This window comes from Dyella sp. ASV21 (assembly GCF_016428975.1).
GTDB lineage: Bacteria > Pseudomonadota > Gammaproteobacteria > Xanthomonadales > Rhodanobacteraceae > Dyella.
Genome location: NZ_JAELTT010000012.1, coordinates 1 through 14,928 on the forward strand (window position 1 = coordinate 1; position 14,928 = coordinate 14,928).

The 14,928-nt window shown below is 61.5% G+C and carries 17 protein-coding genes; 6 read left to right on the plus strand and 11 right to left on the minus strand.

From position 1 onward, the window contains the following. A partial coding sequence (locus JHD67_RS06140; protein WP_199098361.1) for a PHP domain-containing protein occupies positions 1-1,653 on the minus strand: 1,653 nt, incomplete at its 3' end. 460 nt (positions 1,654-2,113) lie between these two features. Between JHD67_RS06140 and JHD67_RS06145 the strand changes: the two genes are divergently transcribed. Next, complete coding sequence (locus tag JHD67_RS06145) at positions 2,114-2,608, plus strand: hypothetical protein (RefSeq protein WP_199041296.1); 495 nt, start codon at positions 2,114-2,116, stop codon at positions 2,606-2,608. A gap of 357 nt (positions 2,609-2,965) precedes the next feature. On the opposite strand, the gene JHD67_RS06150 is transcribed toward JHD67_RS06145, so the two are convergent. From JHD67_RS06150 to JHD67_RS06160, 3 genes are all read right to left on the minus strand, one after another. Beyond that, positions 2,966-3,403: an H-NS histone family protein gene (locus JHD67_RS06150; protein WP_199041299.1), complete on the minus strand. Its 438-nt coding sequence runs from the start codon at positions 3,401-3,403 to the stop codon at positions 2,966-2,968. A gap of 79 nt (positions 3,404-3,482) precedes the next feature. Further along, the gene (locus tag JHD67_RS06155; protein WP_199041302.1) at positions 3,483-4,046 is read right to left on the minus strand and encodes a hypothetical protein; all 564 of its coding nucleotides are present in this window, start codon (positions 4,044-4,046) and stop codon (positions 3,483-3,485) included. A gap of 153 nt (positions 4,047-4,199) precedes the next feature. Beyond that, the gene (locus tag JHD67_RS06160; protein ID WP_199041305.1) at positions 4,200-4,661 is read right to left on the minus strand and encodes a hypothetical protein; all 462 of its coding nucleotides are present in this window, start codon (positions 4,659-4,661) and stop codon (positions 4,200-4,202) included. Positions 4,662-4,912: 251 nt separating this feature from the next. On the opposite strand from JHD67_RS06160, the gene JHD67_RS06165 reads away from it, so the two are divergent. Further along, on the plus strand, positions 4,913-5,365 hold the full coding sequence (locus JHD67_RS06165; protein ID WP_199041308.1) for a glyoxalase superfamily protein: 453 nt from the start codon (positions 4,913-4,915) through the stop codon (positions 5,363-5,365). Positions 5,366-5,435: 70 nt separating this feature from the next. Further along, positions 5,436-6,215 (plus strand): hypothetical protein, encoded by a 780-nt coding sequence (locus tag JHD67_RS06170; RefSeq protein ID WP_199098362.1) that lies wholly within the window; start codon positions 5,436-5,438, stop codon positions 6,213-6,215. A gap of 316 nt (positions 6,216-6,531) precedes the next feature. Here the strand turns inward: JHD67_RS06170 and JHD67_RS06175 are convergent, their stop codons facing one another. From JHD67_RS06175 to arsH, 7 genes are all read right to left on the minus strand, one after another. Further along, complete coding sequence (locus tag JHD67_RS06175) at positions 6,532-7,002, minus strand: hypothetical protein (protein ID WP_199041317.1); 471 nt, start codon at positions 7,000-7,002, stop codon at positions 6,532-6,534. After that, a complete protein-coding gene (locus JHD67_RS06180; RefSeq protein ID WP_199041319.1) occupies positions 7,002-7,271 on the minus strand; it encodes a hypothetical protein in 270 nt (89 codons plus the stop codon). The genes JHD67_RS06175 and JHD67_RS06180 overlap by 1 nt, the downstream gene beginning before the upstream one ends. Continuing rightward, positions 7,271-8,146 (minus strand): hypothetical protein, encoded by an 876-nt coding sequence (locus JHD67_RS06185; protein ID WP_199098363.1) that lies wholly within the window; start codon positions 8,144-8,146, stop codon positions 7,271-7,273. The genes JHD67_RS06180 and JHD67_RS06185 overlap by 1 nt, the downstream gene beginning before the upstream one ends. A 142-nt stretch (positions 8,147-8,288) precedes the next feature. Then, on the minus strand, positions 8,289-11,249 hold the full coding sequence (locus tag JHD67_RS06190) for a Tn3 family transposase (protein WP_199098364.1): 2,961 nt from the start codon (positions 11,247-11,249) through the stop codon (positions 8,289-8,291). Then, positions 11,236-11,427 carry a hypothetical protein gene (locus tag JHD67_RS06195; protein ID WP_199098365.1) on the minus strand — a complete coding sequence of 64 codons (192 nt, stop codon included), beginning with the start codon at positions 11,425-11,427 and terminating at the stop codon, positions 11,236-11,238. The genes JHD67_RS06190 and JHD67_RS06195 overlap by 14 nt, the downstream gene beginning before the upstream one ends. A gap of 14 nt (positions 11,428-11,441) precedes the next feature. After that, positions 11,442-11,861 carry an arsenate reductase (glutaredoxin) gene (gene arsC / locus JHD67_RS06200; protein WP_199048373.1) on the minus strand — a complete coding sequence of 140 codons (420 nt, stop codon included), beginning with the start codon at positions 11,859-11,861 and terminating at the stop codon, positions 11,442-11,444. 11 nt (positions 11,862-11,872) lie between these two features. Then, on the minus strand, positions 11,873-12,700 hold the full coding sequence (arsH, locus tag JHD67_RS06205; RefSeq protein ID WP_199048363.1) for an arsenical resistance protein ArsH: 828 nt from the start codon (positions 12,698-12,700) through the stop codon (positions 11,873-11,875). A 96-nt stretch (positions 12,701-12,796) separates the two neighbouring features. Between arsH and JHD67_RS06210 the strand changes: the two genes are divergently transcribed. From JHD67_RS06210 to JHD67_RS06220, 3 genes are read left to right on the plus strand one after another with little or no spacing between them, the layout of a single operon-like run. Further along, complete coding sequence (locus tag JHD67_RS06210) at positions 12,797-13,315, plus strand: arsenate reductase ArsC (RefSeq protein WP_199048364.1); 519 nt, start codon at positions 12,797-12,799, stop codon at positions 13,313-13,315. Next, positions 13,312-14,394, plus strand: a complete 1,083-nt coding sequence (gene arsB / locus JHD67_RS06215) for an ACR3 family arsenite efflux transporter (RefSeq protein WP_199048371.1) — start codon at positions 13,312-13,314, stop codon at positions 14,392-14,394. The genes JHD67_RS06210 and arsB overlap by 4 nt, the downstream gene beginning before the upstream one ends. A gap of 12 nt (positions 14,395-14,406) precedes the next feature. Then, positions 14,407-14,919 carry an arsenate reductase ArsC gene (locus tag JHD67_RS06220; protein WP_199048654.1) on the plus strand — a complete coding sequence of 171 codons (513 nt, stop codon included), beginning with the start codon at positions 14,407-14,409 and terminating at the stop codon, positions 14,917-14,919. Positions 14,920-14,928: the final 9 nt, after the last annotated feature.

Consider the following 14,928-nt stretch of genomic DNA (forward strand, 5'->3'; position numbering starts at 1 on the left):
GATGGAGGCCATGCTCAGCGAGCGGCCGTGGTGCGCGAGCAAGAGATCCAAGCACTTCTGCACGCACGTCAGCATGCCGAGCGCGAGGCAGTCGACCTTGAGGAGGCCCATCGTGTCGAGATCATCCTTGTCCCACTGGATGATCGTGCGGTCCGGCATGGCTGCGTTCTCCACGGGCACCAGCTGGGAGAGAGGAAGATCCGAGATGACGAAGCCACCCACGTGCTGGGAGAGATGCCGTGGGAAGTCGAGCAGCTCCTGAGTCAGGTACAGAACCCGTCTCATTAGGGGCGTTTCAGGGTCAAAACCGCGCTCGCGCAGCCTGTCGTCCAGGCGCTCTTCACCATCCCACCAGGCGAATGCCTTGGACAGCAGATCAATCTGATCCGTGGGAAGCCCCAGGACGCGCGCGACATCGCGGACGGCTGACTTAGCGCGGTAGCAGATGACCGTGGCAGCGAGTGCGGCGCGATCTCGCCCATACTTGTGGTAGATGTGCTGGAAGACTTCCTCGCGACGCTCGTGCTCGAAGTCGATGTCGATGTCGGGTGGTTCGTTCCTCTCAACACTCATAAAGCGCTCGACCAGCAGGTGGTTGGTCTGTGGATCTACCTCAGTGATCCCCAGAGCGAAGCACACTGCCGAGTTGGCCGCTGAGCCACGGCCTTGGCAGAGGATGCCGCGACTCCGTGCGAAGTCGACGATTTCGTGTACGGTCAGAAAGTAGGGTACGTATTCGAGCTGGGCGATCAGGTCATATTCGTGGTCGATCTGCGCGCGCACCTTTGCGGACATTCCCTCTGGCCACCGGCGCTTTGCGCCCTCCTCCGTGAGCTCCTTCAGCCATGACATCGGCGTATGGCCCTCGGGAACCAACTCCGACGGGTACTGGTACTTGAGCTCCTCGAGGGAGAAGGTGCATTGCTCAGCGACGCTCACCGATTCAGCGATCAGCTCGGGCGGGTACACGTTGGCCAGTGCGTCGCGTCGGCGGAGGTGACGCTCGCCGTTGGGGAACAGGAATGCCCCTGCCTCCGGTACCGTGCAGTGAACGCGAATCGCGGTGAGGACGTCCTGCAGAGCGCGTCGGCGCCGGACGTGCATGTGGACGTCGCCGGCGGCTACGAGGGGAATCTGCAGGGCGTGGCCAGCCTCTCCGAGGGCGCGAAGGCGGCGTGCGTCGTCTGGACCCATGTGGAGCTCAACGGCCAGGCGCAGGCGATCGCCGAAGGTTGCCTTGAGCCATCTCCCCTCTTCTTCATTGATCTCCTGTCCGGGCACCCACAGGGCGATTGTCCCGGGCAATCCGCCGGCGAGGTCATGCCGGTGCAACAGATACTCGCCCTTCTCCGCCGCGCGGCGGCCGCGCGTGATCAGTGCGCAGAGGCCGACGTAGCCCTCTTTCGTTGCGCAGAGCAGGACGACCTTCGGGCCTTCCTCGAGCTGGAACTCAGCGCCGACGATGAGCGCCACACCGGTCTTCCGCGAGGCCTCTAGGGCGCGCACGATGCCGGCAAGGGAGCATTCGTCGGTGATGGCCAGCGCGCGGTAGCCGCATTGTTTCGCGCGCTCGAACAGCTCCAGTGCGCTGGAGGCGCCTCTCTGAAAACTGAAATTCGACAGGCAGTGAAGTTCGGCGTACTCGGGTACCACGGCGCATACACCTTCGACCGAGGTGTCCCGCTGCGGTCTAGGCCGCCCGGCGGGCCGCCGTAAGGTCAGCTTGAGTTTTGGGTCAGGGGGCAAACTCTACCCCCGAGGTGGTCTCACCGCCTGAGATACGCGGCGTTCTTGCCCTATGCTGGGATTGGCTGCGCGTCTGGCGCTGCCCTCGCTTGGCGTCGGTATCTTTGGGCCGCGCTGGCCAAGCACGGCCGTACGACTCGATCAGCGCTTCGTAGTCCGGGCGCTCGCAGAGCGTGCGTGCGGATTCCGGTCGATCTGAACACCCATTCCGGCCAGCGTTGAACACACCGCTGGTGCCGGCGATGTTGTTGAGTGGTGGGTCAGTTGGTAGAAACACTCGAACGCGGCGTTGACACCATAGGCACATGTGCCTATGGTTTGAGTTGTAGGCACGTGTGCCTCTTTCTCAACCACCAGGGTTTGACCTATGACCGCAACTGTTGCTCGCGTAGAAGTGAACGGCATCGAAGTCGGCTCGCTGCCGGTCGATCTATATAACGGCATCGTCCAAGAGGTGCGCAGCGACAAGAGTCTCTATCTCAAAGAACTGCGGACGGCCTTCGTCGCTGTGGGCCGCTTGATCGCTTTTCTGCCGGTGATGATTGTGATGGCGGGAATGGCACTCATCGTGTTTCAGCCCGAGACGGTGGCTGACGCCTTGGCCGCCCTTATGAAAGCGACTCCGCAGCAAATCGCCCATGCCTTGCGCATGGTCGTGATCGTCATGTCGGTCGTTTCTGCGCTGGCTTATGTGCTTGCCTTGGGACTTGTTTCGCTACGCTCGCGGGCCTTTAAGACGAATGGCAGGCAACTTCCAGCGGTGTTTGATCGAGAGATCAATCGGCGCATACGGGCCCTTCTGGAAGTTCCCGCAGAAGGCGATATGACCGTCACCATTGCGCCATCAGCAGCGCACGCGTAGTCCAATGGACAATCGCGAAGCCTTTCAGGCGCTGCTTCACAAACACAGCCTCACCCAAGCAAAAAGTGCGGCGCTCATCTGTGCCTTTACTAGGCGTCCATGCTCGGTACGCACTGTCCGGTCGTGGCTCAATGATCCCGACAAACCCAGTTCTAGGACTTGTCCCGAGTGGGCTGTCACTGCCTTGCAAGAGGCGTTACAAAGCAGCAGCGAGACGCGGTGACAATCTAGTGGAAAAGTTGAAGGGCGGCCCATTCGCGACCGCCCTTCTTGGTTGCCCAGCGTGAGCAATCAATCTATCGGCTGCAACGCACTATTCTTGACCGTGGCCGCGTTCACACCAAGATACGCTCCGTTCTACTTGCGCTTACGGACGACGCGCTTAGCGCCCTTCCGCACCGCTTTCTTCGCGGCTGCCGCGCGCTTCGTGGGTGCCGCCGGCGCGGAGCCGCCATCGATGAGCAGCTTTTCAGCCGTGACGCCGCGGCGCTTCAGCGCCTTCTTGAACCACTCCGGCGCCCTGCCGCGGCCGGACCAGGTGATACTCGGATCCTCGGGGCTACGGTACTTCGGTGCGACCGCCCCGCTCTTCCCCGCGCCCGCTCCGACAACCGCCTTCTTGCCACGGGTTGGATACACGTCGTGGATCGAGAGGTTGTTTGCCTCCAGCAAGGCGTCGATCTTCTGCCTGGCCGCCTTGATGACGGCGGTGCGAGCCGCGCCGAGCTGGGCGCTCGCATTGGCGATGAGGGTTTCCAATTCCTTCGGAGAGAAGTTCTTCAGATCAATTGCCATGTTTGGTCCTGTGTGTGGCTCCCCGGCGTAGTGTAGGCCATTGAGCATCTAGGCCCGGCACGTCGCGAACTCGGTCCAGTCAGGTTTCGCCCACCGGTGGTGCCCAAGGCTCGTCGGTGTCCACGCGATCGCCATCGGTTGCTAGGAGCCAGATCCAGCGGGCGCGGCAGGCCTCCGGTTGGGTGAGCGCCTGGTCGATCATGCGGCGCGGCGCGCGCGGGTCTCGCATCGAGACCTCCTCGTCGAACCTATCCCACGCGTGGTTGTAGTGCTCCCGCATGATGGCGCGTCCCAACGACGCCAGCTCCTCGCTGACCCCGTGCTCAAGGGCGGCACGCTCCCAGTGATCCCATGGGTACTGGCGCGGCGCAAGGCTGGCCATCGAATAGATGTCCAGCTCGGCTCCCTTGGGCGCGCGACCGATGGGCACGGGGAAAGCGTTCGGCATGTTGCCGGAGCGCAGTAGCGTCAAGAGTTCGGTCCATCCACCGTAGCCGAGCAAGCGGGTGTTCTCGAAGGCGACGCGATCAAGGGCTTCATTGAGCGGAATGCCCTGGGCCTTGGCCAAAGCCTTGGCGTCCTGCCGGGCACGCGCCACGGAGCGCCCAGAGGGAAATACGAGAGAGTCGTCAGAGGACTTCACGGCGATGATTCCATGAGCTGCAGAGCCCGCCATCCGCAGCCACGGCAACCCGTTTGGCTGAGAAGAAATCTGCTGGCCGTGAAGGGGCCTTCGCCCAGTGGCGGGCGATTGCAGGGCCGCAGACAGCCCTGCGACCACTATAGCAGGGCGGGACTATCTCTGGCTTTGGTCCGGTCCCGCTACCGCTTGCGCCGTGGGTGGGTCCGGCGTGTCCTTGCTTCTACGATGCCGATAGTAGAGGTAACCAGCCACAACCGTTGCCACGGAACAGATCACGATCGCTGCAGCCACGAACAGCCCTTTGACAGGGTTGTTCCCGTAGTAGGCGACCAGTGTGGCTATAGCCGTTAGGTAGTAAGCGACGAAAGTGGGGATAGTCCGAGTGCTGTTCCTCGCGACTAGCAGTCCGATCATGTTGACCAGAGCCAGCGCGCCTCCTACGAATAGAAAATGTTCGGCAGTGCAGATCGCCCGGCTCGCGGCGGGCTCGACCACATCAGGTTGCGCAGCATAGATCGCAGTCGCGGCGCTAAAAGTGAGGCAGAACTGGGCGCCCACCCCGCCGATGTCAATCAGGATGTCCAGCTTCTCTCGCTTGGTCAGCCTTGTGCCCATTCCCTGGTCCTCTTCGTTCTATCGGTGGCCCTATGCTGCCCTATCGGCCCGGACTTCAGCGTCTTGAGCCTGGCCCCGTTTGCCTTGGAGGGCAAAGTCCTTTGTGCTACTTCTATGGATGGCCGTCTGTCGCCTGCCGCGCTCGCCCCTAAGGGATGGTGAAGACAGATATCTGAGTCCTGACACTCTTCCACGGTGCAGAGATCGACAACGCGAGCCGCTCGATTGGATGCCTTGCCGAGGAAATTGCTATGTCAACGAAGGACTCTCAGAAGGCGCGGGTGCGTCGGCTACAAAAGCACGTTCGTGATGTGCACGGCCTCAACCTGACGTTGTCGGCTTCGTACGAGGCGCTTGCGGTAATAGAAGGATTTCGCGATTGGAATACTTACTCGGCCCACCTGCGAGCCGCGAGCGGGGGCGGGCCACTGTCAGAGGGCGTGGTCACTGTTGCGGACACGCGAGTAGCACGCTTGCCGCTGATCGGAACCACACAGGTCGGAGCGACGAAGCTCGCCATGATGCCAGTCGAGGATCGGATCACTATTCTCACGGGTGACGGTGTTCGCGTATTCCCTGAACCCGACCGATCAGAGCCGCGGAGCTCCTTTGACTTGCGCACTTCATCCAGCCGAAGAGCCGGTATGTCGGTGCTGGCCAACGTGCTCGATTTCGACGGCGCGACGGCACCGGAGCATGAATAGTTCAGCGGGCCGCAGGCGGTTGGAAGCAGCGTTGGCGGGACATCACGGGACAAGCTTCAGGAAGACAGCAATGCCTTTTGCATCACAATTCTCTCGCTTTGCCCCGGCGATTGCCGCCTTACCGGCGCGCTTCGAAAGCGCTCCAACACTGCCCACCGTGCTCCGCATGGCGAGTGATGAGAGGGACGCTGTGTATTACGCTCCCTTTGACCACGTGGTGGCCACTGCGCGACTGGTGCTTGTCGGCATAACCCCGGGCAAGGAGCAGGCTGATGTGGCCATCGCCACGGCGCGCAGCGCGCTCCTGCGCGGGCAGTCGGAGGCAGAGGCCTGCGAGATCGCAAAGTCGACAGCAAGCTTCGCCGGCGCCACGCGGGCCAACCTGATCAAGCTGCTTGACCACGTCGGCCTGGCCGAGCGGATGGGCATCGAGTCGACGAGCGTCCTTTGGACGACGCGTACGGACCTCGTGCACTTCACGTCCTCGCTCCGGTACCCGGTTTTCCGGAACGGCGAGAACTTCGGTGGCTCTGGGATCACGCGATCGCCGCTGCTCAGGGCAGAGATCGAGCGTTGGTTCGCGACTGAGTGCCGTGGGCTGACGCGCGCCCTGTTCTTGCCATTGGGCGCTGCCGCGATGGAGGCCTGCGAATTCATGGCGCGCGCTGGCCACCTGCGTCAGGAACAGATCCTGTCCGGACTGCCGCACCCCGCGGGCTCGAACGGAGAAAGGATCGCGTACTTCCTGCGCCGAAAGGCGAAGGAAGACCTGTCGAAGAAGACGAACGCGGAAGTGATAGATCGCGGCCGCGACGAAGTGCTGCGCCACGTGGCGGCATGGCGCGGGTGACCGAGGCGATCAGTCGCGCTTGAGCTGTCCGAGGAAGGACTCGAGGTGCTTGCGGTCGTCGGTCGTCCACGTGTCCCGCTGCAGAGCTTCCCGAAGAAGCTCGCGCAGCAGGGCCGCCGTGGGTGGTGTTACCGTTGCTCGGCGGCCGCCATTTGCCGTTTGCCGCGCGCGGTATAAGGCAGCCCTCGTTCTGTCTGACATGGGCGCGGTCCGTTGGGCCTTCCCGCCGCCCGTGTCGACACTCGTACCTGCAGGCCCGTTAGGACCCGAGGGATCGTGCGGTGCCTGATCGGTGACGGACACCACGGAATAGGGCTCAGGCGTTGTCATGGCGTAGACGCCACCACGACCAGCGTGCCAACAGGATGACGGTGGTGTGATAGACGAAGGCCCAACACGGCAGCGTTAGCGCAGTCACGACCAGGGCGCTGATCGCTCCAACGGCCGCAGAGTTCCCTTCGAGACTTCCCTTAGGGAAGCCCAGCGTGAGCGCGAGAGCTACGAGGATGCCAGCCACCGTCACTGGCACCGTGCGCTTGACCAATCCGCGCAGCTCCCTGACATGAGCAGACGCCTGCTCTTTGAGTGGGCGCACCGCGACGCAGTAAAGAAGAACTACAGCTAGTGCGAAGGGAAGCACGTCACCCACCGTGAGCGGCGATAGCAACATGTCACCAAGATAGGCCAGCGCAAAGCCAATGACGAACACCAGCACCGACGCAGTGGCGAGATGGGCTCGGCCAAATCTGATGGAGCGGAACGCGGGTTCAGTGGTCGGTTGGGTCATCATGGTTTCCTGGCATTCTGCAGTAGTGATTGCACGGCAGGATCTCGCGTCGCGCAGTACACCACGGCCTTAGCCGGCGTACACGGGATGGCGTGGTCACCGACCACAAGCTGCAGGTCATGCACTCCACCATTGCCGTCGATATTGCCGTGAAGCGTGACCGCAGCACGGAGGTACTCTGGCCGGGCCGGGTTGAACAGCACCATGCCAAGCCCGACGAACATCGCGATGCCAGCAACGCAGAGCGAAAGCCCCTTGACGTTTCGCATCAGGCTTGCGCCTTGCGCGACGCAAGGTATTCCATAGCGCTCGCAACGCGGCCTCCCATCGTCTTGCGAAGCCGCACGGTCACGAGGGTTGCGCTGAGCAGCCCAATGAGCCACAGGAGCGCAGAGGACGAGGCAGCACTCAGGCGATCGCGCGTGCGCTGAACCTGAGCGAGTTTCGCGGTGGCCATCAAGGATTTCGCTTCCTTGAATGCGCTGCGCTCCATGATGATGAGACGCGACGCGTCGACCCCGGATACGCCTGACACCCTGCCCGGCCAGGCGGAAAGCACACCTTTGAGAGCCCCGTTGCGCGACAGGTACGCGACCTGCGCAGCGACGTAACGGCCAGCGTCGGTGCTGGCCTCTTTCGGATGATCCTTCAGCCACGCTTGCCATTCAGCCGGATTCTCGGGAACTGACACAGCTGCCGCCGATCCGTGGTCACCACCGTCCCTGGCGAACACGGCACCGAGGAGCTGCGGGCCGAAGAACATCGCGAATGCGAGGGCACCTGCGGAAATCAGAGGGGCCAGTGTTCCTCGGACGAAGGCCAGGGCGATGCCACACGTGAGCGCGAGCGTCGCCAGGACCAGCGGGACCGGCCCGTTGAACACTAGGGACGCCACGGAGTCGAACGGGCTTCCGCCGAGAACGCTCGCGGTACTTGCCGATTCTCGCGCGGCCTCGACAATGCTCGACGGGACGTCGATTGAGCTAAACGACGCGGACGGGCCCGCGAAGTACTGCCAGATGGCCATGATGCCCAACGAGACCAAGACGCCGACGGTCCCTCCGGAGAGGAGCCTGGAAAGGAGCTTCACTTTCCTGTGGCGCTCGGAGAGCTGGATGGCGTCGTTGGCGATGTCGCCGGCCATGTCGATGAGCGCGGACTTGCCAGTTTTGCCTGAAGAGATAACGGGATTGAGCCGAGATACGTGTAATTTTGATAAGTAGAATGCCAATTCATTTTATAGATCAATAACTTGCCGGTCTTTTAGTGAGTTCGCCGCCCTTCCGTCAGGCGGCCAAAGCCAGGTCGCCCTCGTACGGGTCCGGGATGGCATCCATGTCGATGAGATAGTCACCGAAGCGCTTGATGTGCGCCGTTACGTAGGGGCTCAAGGCTGCAACATCCTCTGCCGTGATTTTCCAGCCATCCCGCATCAAGGACTTAATGATGCGGGTCTGCTCCACGACGTTATGGAAGATCACTGCGTTGGCGACCAGGTCGTTGTACTTGACGGCCTTTTCTTGCTCGACGGGATCATTGTCGGCAATAACCCCTTCCCCGCCGAAGAAGAAGTGCTTCGAGAAGCCGTTGTAGGCCTCAACCTTGTTGGTCGACGCGGTGATCTGCTCGCGCAGGTCCTGATCGGAAATGTACTGAAGCAGAAACAATGTCCGCACCGCGGACCCCAGCGCGCGAAAAGCGTGATATAGCCGGTTCTTGCGGCTGTTGTTGCCCAGCCGCCGCAGCAAGGTTGATGCGGCGATCTTGCCTGCCTTGATCGACAGAACGACCCGCATGAGATCCTTCCAATGGGTTTCGATGAGGTCCCAGTCGACGCTATCGCGGAACAACGCGTCGATATGCTCATAGGTCACATCGGCTTCTGGTCGGAAGAACCGATAGTCCTGCCAGTTGCGAATACGCGGCATGAGCTGGATGCCCAGCAAATGGGACAACCCAAACACGGGCAATGACTGGCCCTGCGTATCGGCATGCACGATGTCTGGCTGGATATCGGACGTGTTCTTCAGTAGCCCGTCGATGATGTAGACCGCTTCCCAGACGCCACACGGGATGAAGTGACTGAAGAGCGCCACATATGTGTCAGAGACGTGGTGGTAGGCAATACCGCCATAGCCGCCGTAGCGAATGTGATACGACGCCAGCGTGTTCTGATCGTACATCTCGTACTTTGTGCCGTCCGCCGCCGCGCGCTTGCCATCGCCCCAATGCTTGGGGAGCTGCAGGTTTGCGTAGCTATTGATGATGTCCCGGCAGGCAGCTGACAACTTATTGGCATCGATATGCCGGCGATTGACGAACGAGAGCATGTGCGCCGATACCGCGCCCCGGAAATGCCGGGCGGCCTGGTTCGGGCCCAGGTTGCATCCGTAGGTAAAGGCCGTCAGCACATAGCGTTCGGCCGGCTGGTCGATCTTAGGATCGGAGCCCGACAAGGGTCCGAAGTGACGGTGCCAGTTGGTCCAGTGCCCGACGTCGCACAACACATCAATGACACTGCGTTCTTTCAGGCGCTCATGGATGGCTGTTTCAAGGGCACGTGCGCTGCCCGTCATTTCCTTGGCCTTGTTGCGCTTCAGGACGGGCATGCCTTGATCGTCGATCACGACCTGGCCGTTGTCGACATACTCCTGATCGGTCTGCTCGGCCATTGCCATCAGGCGCGATTGCAGTGCATTGACGAACGCAACCGGGTTCGACGGCAGATCAAGTGTGCGGCAGTAGTCCTCCACTTGTGGCTCGCATTCTTCCCAGGTCAGCAGTTGCTCGCCCTGATCTGCATAGGCTTCCGAGCCGCGAACAGCCACGTCGCCTGACTTCAGCTCGTTGGCCAGCGATGAAAACACGCAGACCTCAAAATGGCGTCGATGGATCCGTTCCTCCCCCGATTCCATGCGGTGAATCAGTGTTTTCCGCCAAAGGTGTGTGGTGAACGAAAGGTCCACGGGCTCATCCAGCCATTCGCTGCGACTGCGCTCTTGGGCAAGCACGAGCTCCATCGCATCAATCAGCGATTGATCCTCTGTGGTCGACTTCATATCCAGCAGCCGCACCATGCGAAGAATGGTGGCGCGATGAGACTTGTAGTACGGCCACAGCAGCGGCAGATAGTTGTCGCCGCTGTGGGCTGCGATCGCGTTGCAGTCCTGCTGAAAGGTCTCGATGCTCCCGCGCGCCGTCACCAGACGCCGTATCTCGCGCCCGGCTGTGGTGTCGCTGTGATGTTCGCTCAGTACACGGATGACATCGGACATGGTGGCCACTAGCGTCTCTGCCTTTTCACGGTAGCGGATACGCAGACGCTCCAATTCTTCCTTGCCGTGGTTGTGGATCTTGCCGATCCGCTTGATGAACATGTCGGCGAGATCATCGCGCGCTTGGACGCGAGCACGATGGATTAGGCACAGCAGCAACGCGCGGCGTTTGGCGGGTCGAAAGTCCCTTAGCTCCGCCGCATCCAAGACTCGTGCTTCTGCGGCGAAATGCTTGCGTTTGAGTTCAGGAATGCCGGCCAGCGGCTGCTCCGTGGCAACGAGCTCGTCGAGCTTCGCCATGTGGTCGAGCAACTCTTGGAAGTGCTTGAGGGAGGATCGCTTGGGTAGCCGCTTCACCTCGTGGAGCGGGCTTTTGGCCGCCGATCCTTTCGACTGAACAAGCGCATCCAGGCGCTCTTTCTCTTCCGTGGTCAGGCGCCGTTCCATCTCGGCAAAGAAGCGACCGTTGACCAGGGTGCGAATGCGACGGCTAAGGCGGTCGAGTGTGCTGAACGCGGGAAGCTCGAAACGATCCTTGACCAGTTGTTCGATGCCGACGTTGATCAGGTCGGGCGGATTGTCCATGACCGCTGCGGCGTCTTGGATGGCGCGGGCGGCGACATCTAACCCGCCATGCTCGAACGCCTGAAACTGCAGATTTTTACGAACGAGCTGGTGATAGCGGTAGAGCGTGACGGTGCTGGGAGTCGCCGGCTTGATCTGCATCCTGAATTTCAAGGATGCCCGGATGTGGCGAATCACGGCGAGGGGTACATCATCCAACGCAGGAAAATATTTCAGGCGTTGAAAGCTTTTGAGCAAGATGGCCAGCGTTAGGCGGCTGGGCGCTTGTCGGGCATGTTGCGTGACGAACGCGAGCTCGGTATCAGAGAGCGTATAGAACGCGACGAGCTCGCGAACTACAGGATTGCGTTTGAATTGCGGGTACGCCGTCCGGTCAATCGAAGCCATGCCATTCCTCGATGTTGACTGCTAGGTTGTAGTGCGGCAGAACGGCACAGCGCGCGTGGCCAATGTTCTTGCGACCGGCACCGCCGCCCACGGGGCCGACGATCGCGTCGAGCCCCACCGCCTTAAAGCGTCGGATCTTAAAACAGGAAGTGGCGCATGGTGGTGACAGAACGACCATCCGCCGGCGCCTCGCTATCGGACGCGCTGCCCCTGGGCATCGATCACCACTTCGCCATCCTCTTTGGTGAAGGGACGCGTGACCGGCGGCAAGATGTCCAGTACCACCTCGGACGGGCGGCATAGCCGCGTCCCCATCGGCGTCACCACGAAGGGCCGATTGATGAGGATGGGATGCGCAAGCATGGCGTCGATAATCATCTCATCGGTGACGCCAGGCTCGCCCAGGCCAAGCGCCGCGAACGGGGTCCCCTTTTCACGCACCGCTTCGCGCGGTCGCAGCATGGCTTCGTCGATCAGCTGGATCAACCGTTCGCGCGTGGGCGGGTGCTGCAGGTACTCAATAATGGTGGGCTCGATGCCTGCATGGCGGATCAATGCCAGTGTGTTGCGCGAGGTACCACAGTCAGGGTTGTGGTAGATGGTGACCGGCACAGGCGTGGACGTCATGAACAGGCCTCCGTGGTATTGCTGCAGCAGGCCGGACGCGCGGAAGGCGTGCGCGCTGTTGCGGAATCCGTCGCCGGCAACGGTGCGGGCGTGGGGGCAACGATCACCTCCGTGACTCCCGCAGCGGCGGAAAGCGCGAGGGCCTCGGCCGCACCCTTGCGCTCACTGTAGCGGTCCACGAGATAGTCGCTGCGATCGCGCACCATCAGCGTGAACTTGAACAGTTCCTCCATCACGTCCACGACGCGATCGTAAAACGCCGACGGCTTCATGCGACCTTGGTCATCGAACTCCTGCCAGGCCTTTGCCACCGACGACTGGTTCGGGATGGTCACCATGCGCATCCAGCGACCGAGCACGCGCAGCGCATTGACCACGTTGAAGGACTGCGAGCCACCACTGACTTGCATCACGGCCAAGGTTCGTCCCTGGGTGGGGCGCACGCTGCCATCTTCCAGCGGTAGCCAGTCGATCTGATTCTTGAACACCCCGGTCACCGAGCCATGACGTTCCGGGCTCACCCAGACCTGGCCTTCCGACCACAGGGACAGTGCGCGCAGCTCCTGCACCTTGGGGTGGCTCGCGGGCACGCTGTCGAGCATCGGTAGCTCATGAGGATCGAACACCCGGGTTTCGGCGCCAAACTGCTGAAGAATCCGCTCGGCCTCCAGAGCCAACTTTCGGCTGAACGACTGCGGGCGCAACGAACCGTACAGGATCAAGATCCTCGGCGGATGAGTGGAACCCGCTGGCAGGGCCAGCTTGTCCAGGCTGGGTTTGTCGAGCACATCAGCGGTGATGTGGGGTAAGTCATGCAGCGTCATGGCAAGGGTCCGGACCGGTTGCGTTGATGTCATGATTCTATCATTATGGAAATATAGAATTACAACCATCGCAGCCAGCCCTGGATCCACGGCGCCATGCACCCTTGTCGCGTTCTCTTTATCTGTACGGGCAATTCGGCCCGCAGCATCCTGTCCGAAGCCACCCTCAACCACCTGGGTCAAGGCCGATTCGAGGCCTACAGCGCCGGCAGCAAACCGACCGGCCACGTTAACCCCTATGCCATGGAAGAGCTTGCGACGGCAGGCATTCCCATCGATGGGTTGAGCAGCAAGTCGTGGGACCGCTTTGTCGGCGAAGGCGCGCCGCCGCTGGACATCGTGGTGACCGTTTGCGACAGCGCCGCCAATGAGCCGTGTCCGGTGCTTTTTGGCGACTTCGTACGCACCCACTGGGGCCTGCCGGATCCGGCGGCGGTCAAGGGCAGTCCCGTCGCCATCAACGAAGCCTTCCGCAAGGCGCACATGCTGATCACTTACCGACTCATGGCGTTGTTAAACCTGCCTGTCGAGACGATGAGTCAGGACGACCTCAAGTGGGCGCTCGATGGTATCGGCGCGCTTAGTGGTGAAGACGACAACGAGGATGCGGCATGAACCAGGCCACGACCACCATCGACGCGACGCCACCATCCAAGGTAGCCCGCATCGGATTCTTCGAACGCTATCTCACCGTGTGGGTGCTGCTCTGCATCGTGGCCGGCACCTTGCTCGGCCATCTACTGCCCGGATCGTTCGAAGCCTTGGGTCACATGCAGGTCGCACAGGTCAATCTACCGGTGGCGGTGCTGATCTGGTTGATGATCATTCCCATGCTGCTGAAGATCGACTTCGGGGCGATGGCGGGTGTGCGCCATCAGTGGAAAGGCATCGGTGTCACGCTCTTCATCAACTGGGCGGTCAAACCCTTCTCGATGGCGTTGCTGGGGTGGATCTTCATCCGCCATGTGTTCGCGGCCTGGTTGCCGGCCGATCAGCTCGATTCCTATGTGGCCGGCCTGATCCTGCTTGCGGCAGCCCCATGCACGGCCATGGTCTTCGTATGGAGCAACCTGTGCGGCGGCGAGCCCAACTTCACCCTGAGTCAGGTCGCCGTGAACGACGCGATCATGGTGGTTGCCTTTGCGCCGATCGTCGGGTTGTTGCTGGGCATCTCGGCCATCACCGTCCCGTGGAACACGCTGATTCTCTCAGTCGTGCTTTATATCGTCGTCCCGGTGCTCATCAGCGTCGTCCTGCGCCGGGTCGTGCTGGCTCATGGTGGTCAGGATGCACTCCAGCGCCTCCTGACTCGGCTCGGACCGATCTCGCTGGGCGCCTTGCTGCTGACCTTGGTGCTGCTGTTCGGCTTCCAGGGACAGCAGATCCTTGCGCAACCCCTGATCATCGCGATGCTCGCGGTACCCATCCTGATCCAGGTCTACTTCAACTCCGGCCTGGCCTACCTCCTCAATCTGAAGCTCGGTGTGCCGCATTGTGTTGCGGCGCCGTCGGCACTGATCGGAGCGAGCAACTTCTTCGAGTTGGCGGTGGCCACGGCCGTGGGACTGTTCGGCGTGCACTCGGGGGCCGCCCTGGCCACCGTTGTAGGCGTCCTGATCGAGGTGCCGGTGATGCTGTCAGTGGTTCGCATCGTCACGGTAAGTAAGCACTGGTACGAAGCACGCACAGCCTGAGCGGAGACTGCCATGCAGGGGCATTACAACGTCTTGTTCGTTTGCACCGGAAACTCGGCCCGTAGCATCCTGGCCGAGGCGATCACCAACCACTTTGGTAAGGGCCAGTTTCACGGCTTCAGTGCGGGCAGTCAGCCCAAGGGGTTCATCTACCCGCAAACCTTTGAGGTATTGCGAGCGGTTGATCTACCGACGGAGACACTGCGAAGCAAAAGCTGGGAAGAATTTACCCGTCCTGGTGCGCCAGAGATGGATTTCGTGATCACCGTGTGCGATCAGGTCGCGGGCGAAGTCTGTCCTGCATGGCCGGGGGCACCCATCACAGCGCACTGGAGCATTCCTGATCCAGCCAAAGCGACGGGCGACGACGAGGTCATCTACAAGGCGTTTCTGCTCGCACAAAGTCTGCTCCAGCAACGCATTAGCTTATTGATGAACTTGCGCATTGAGGCACTGGACCGCCTGGCACTCTCTAGCCGGCTTGCTGCAATCGGGCAGATCTCAGAAGCATCTGGTCAGTCTTAACCGCCGCGA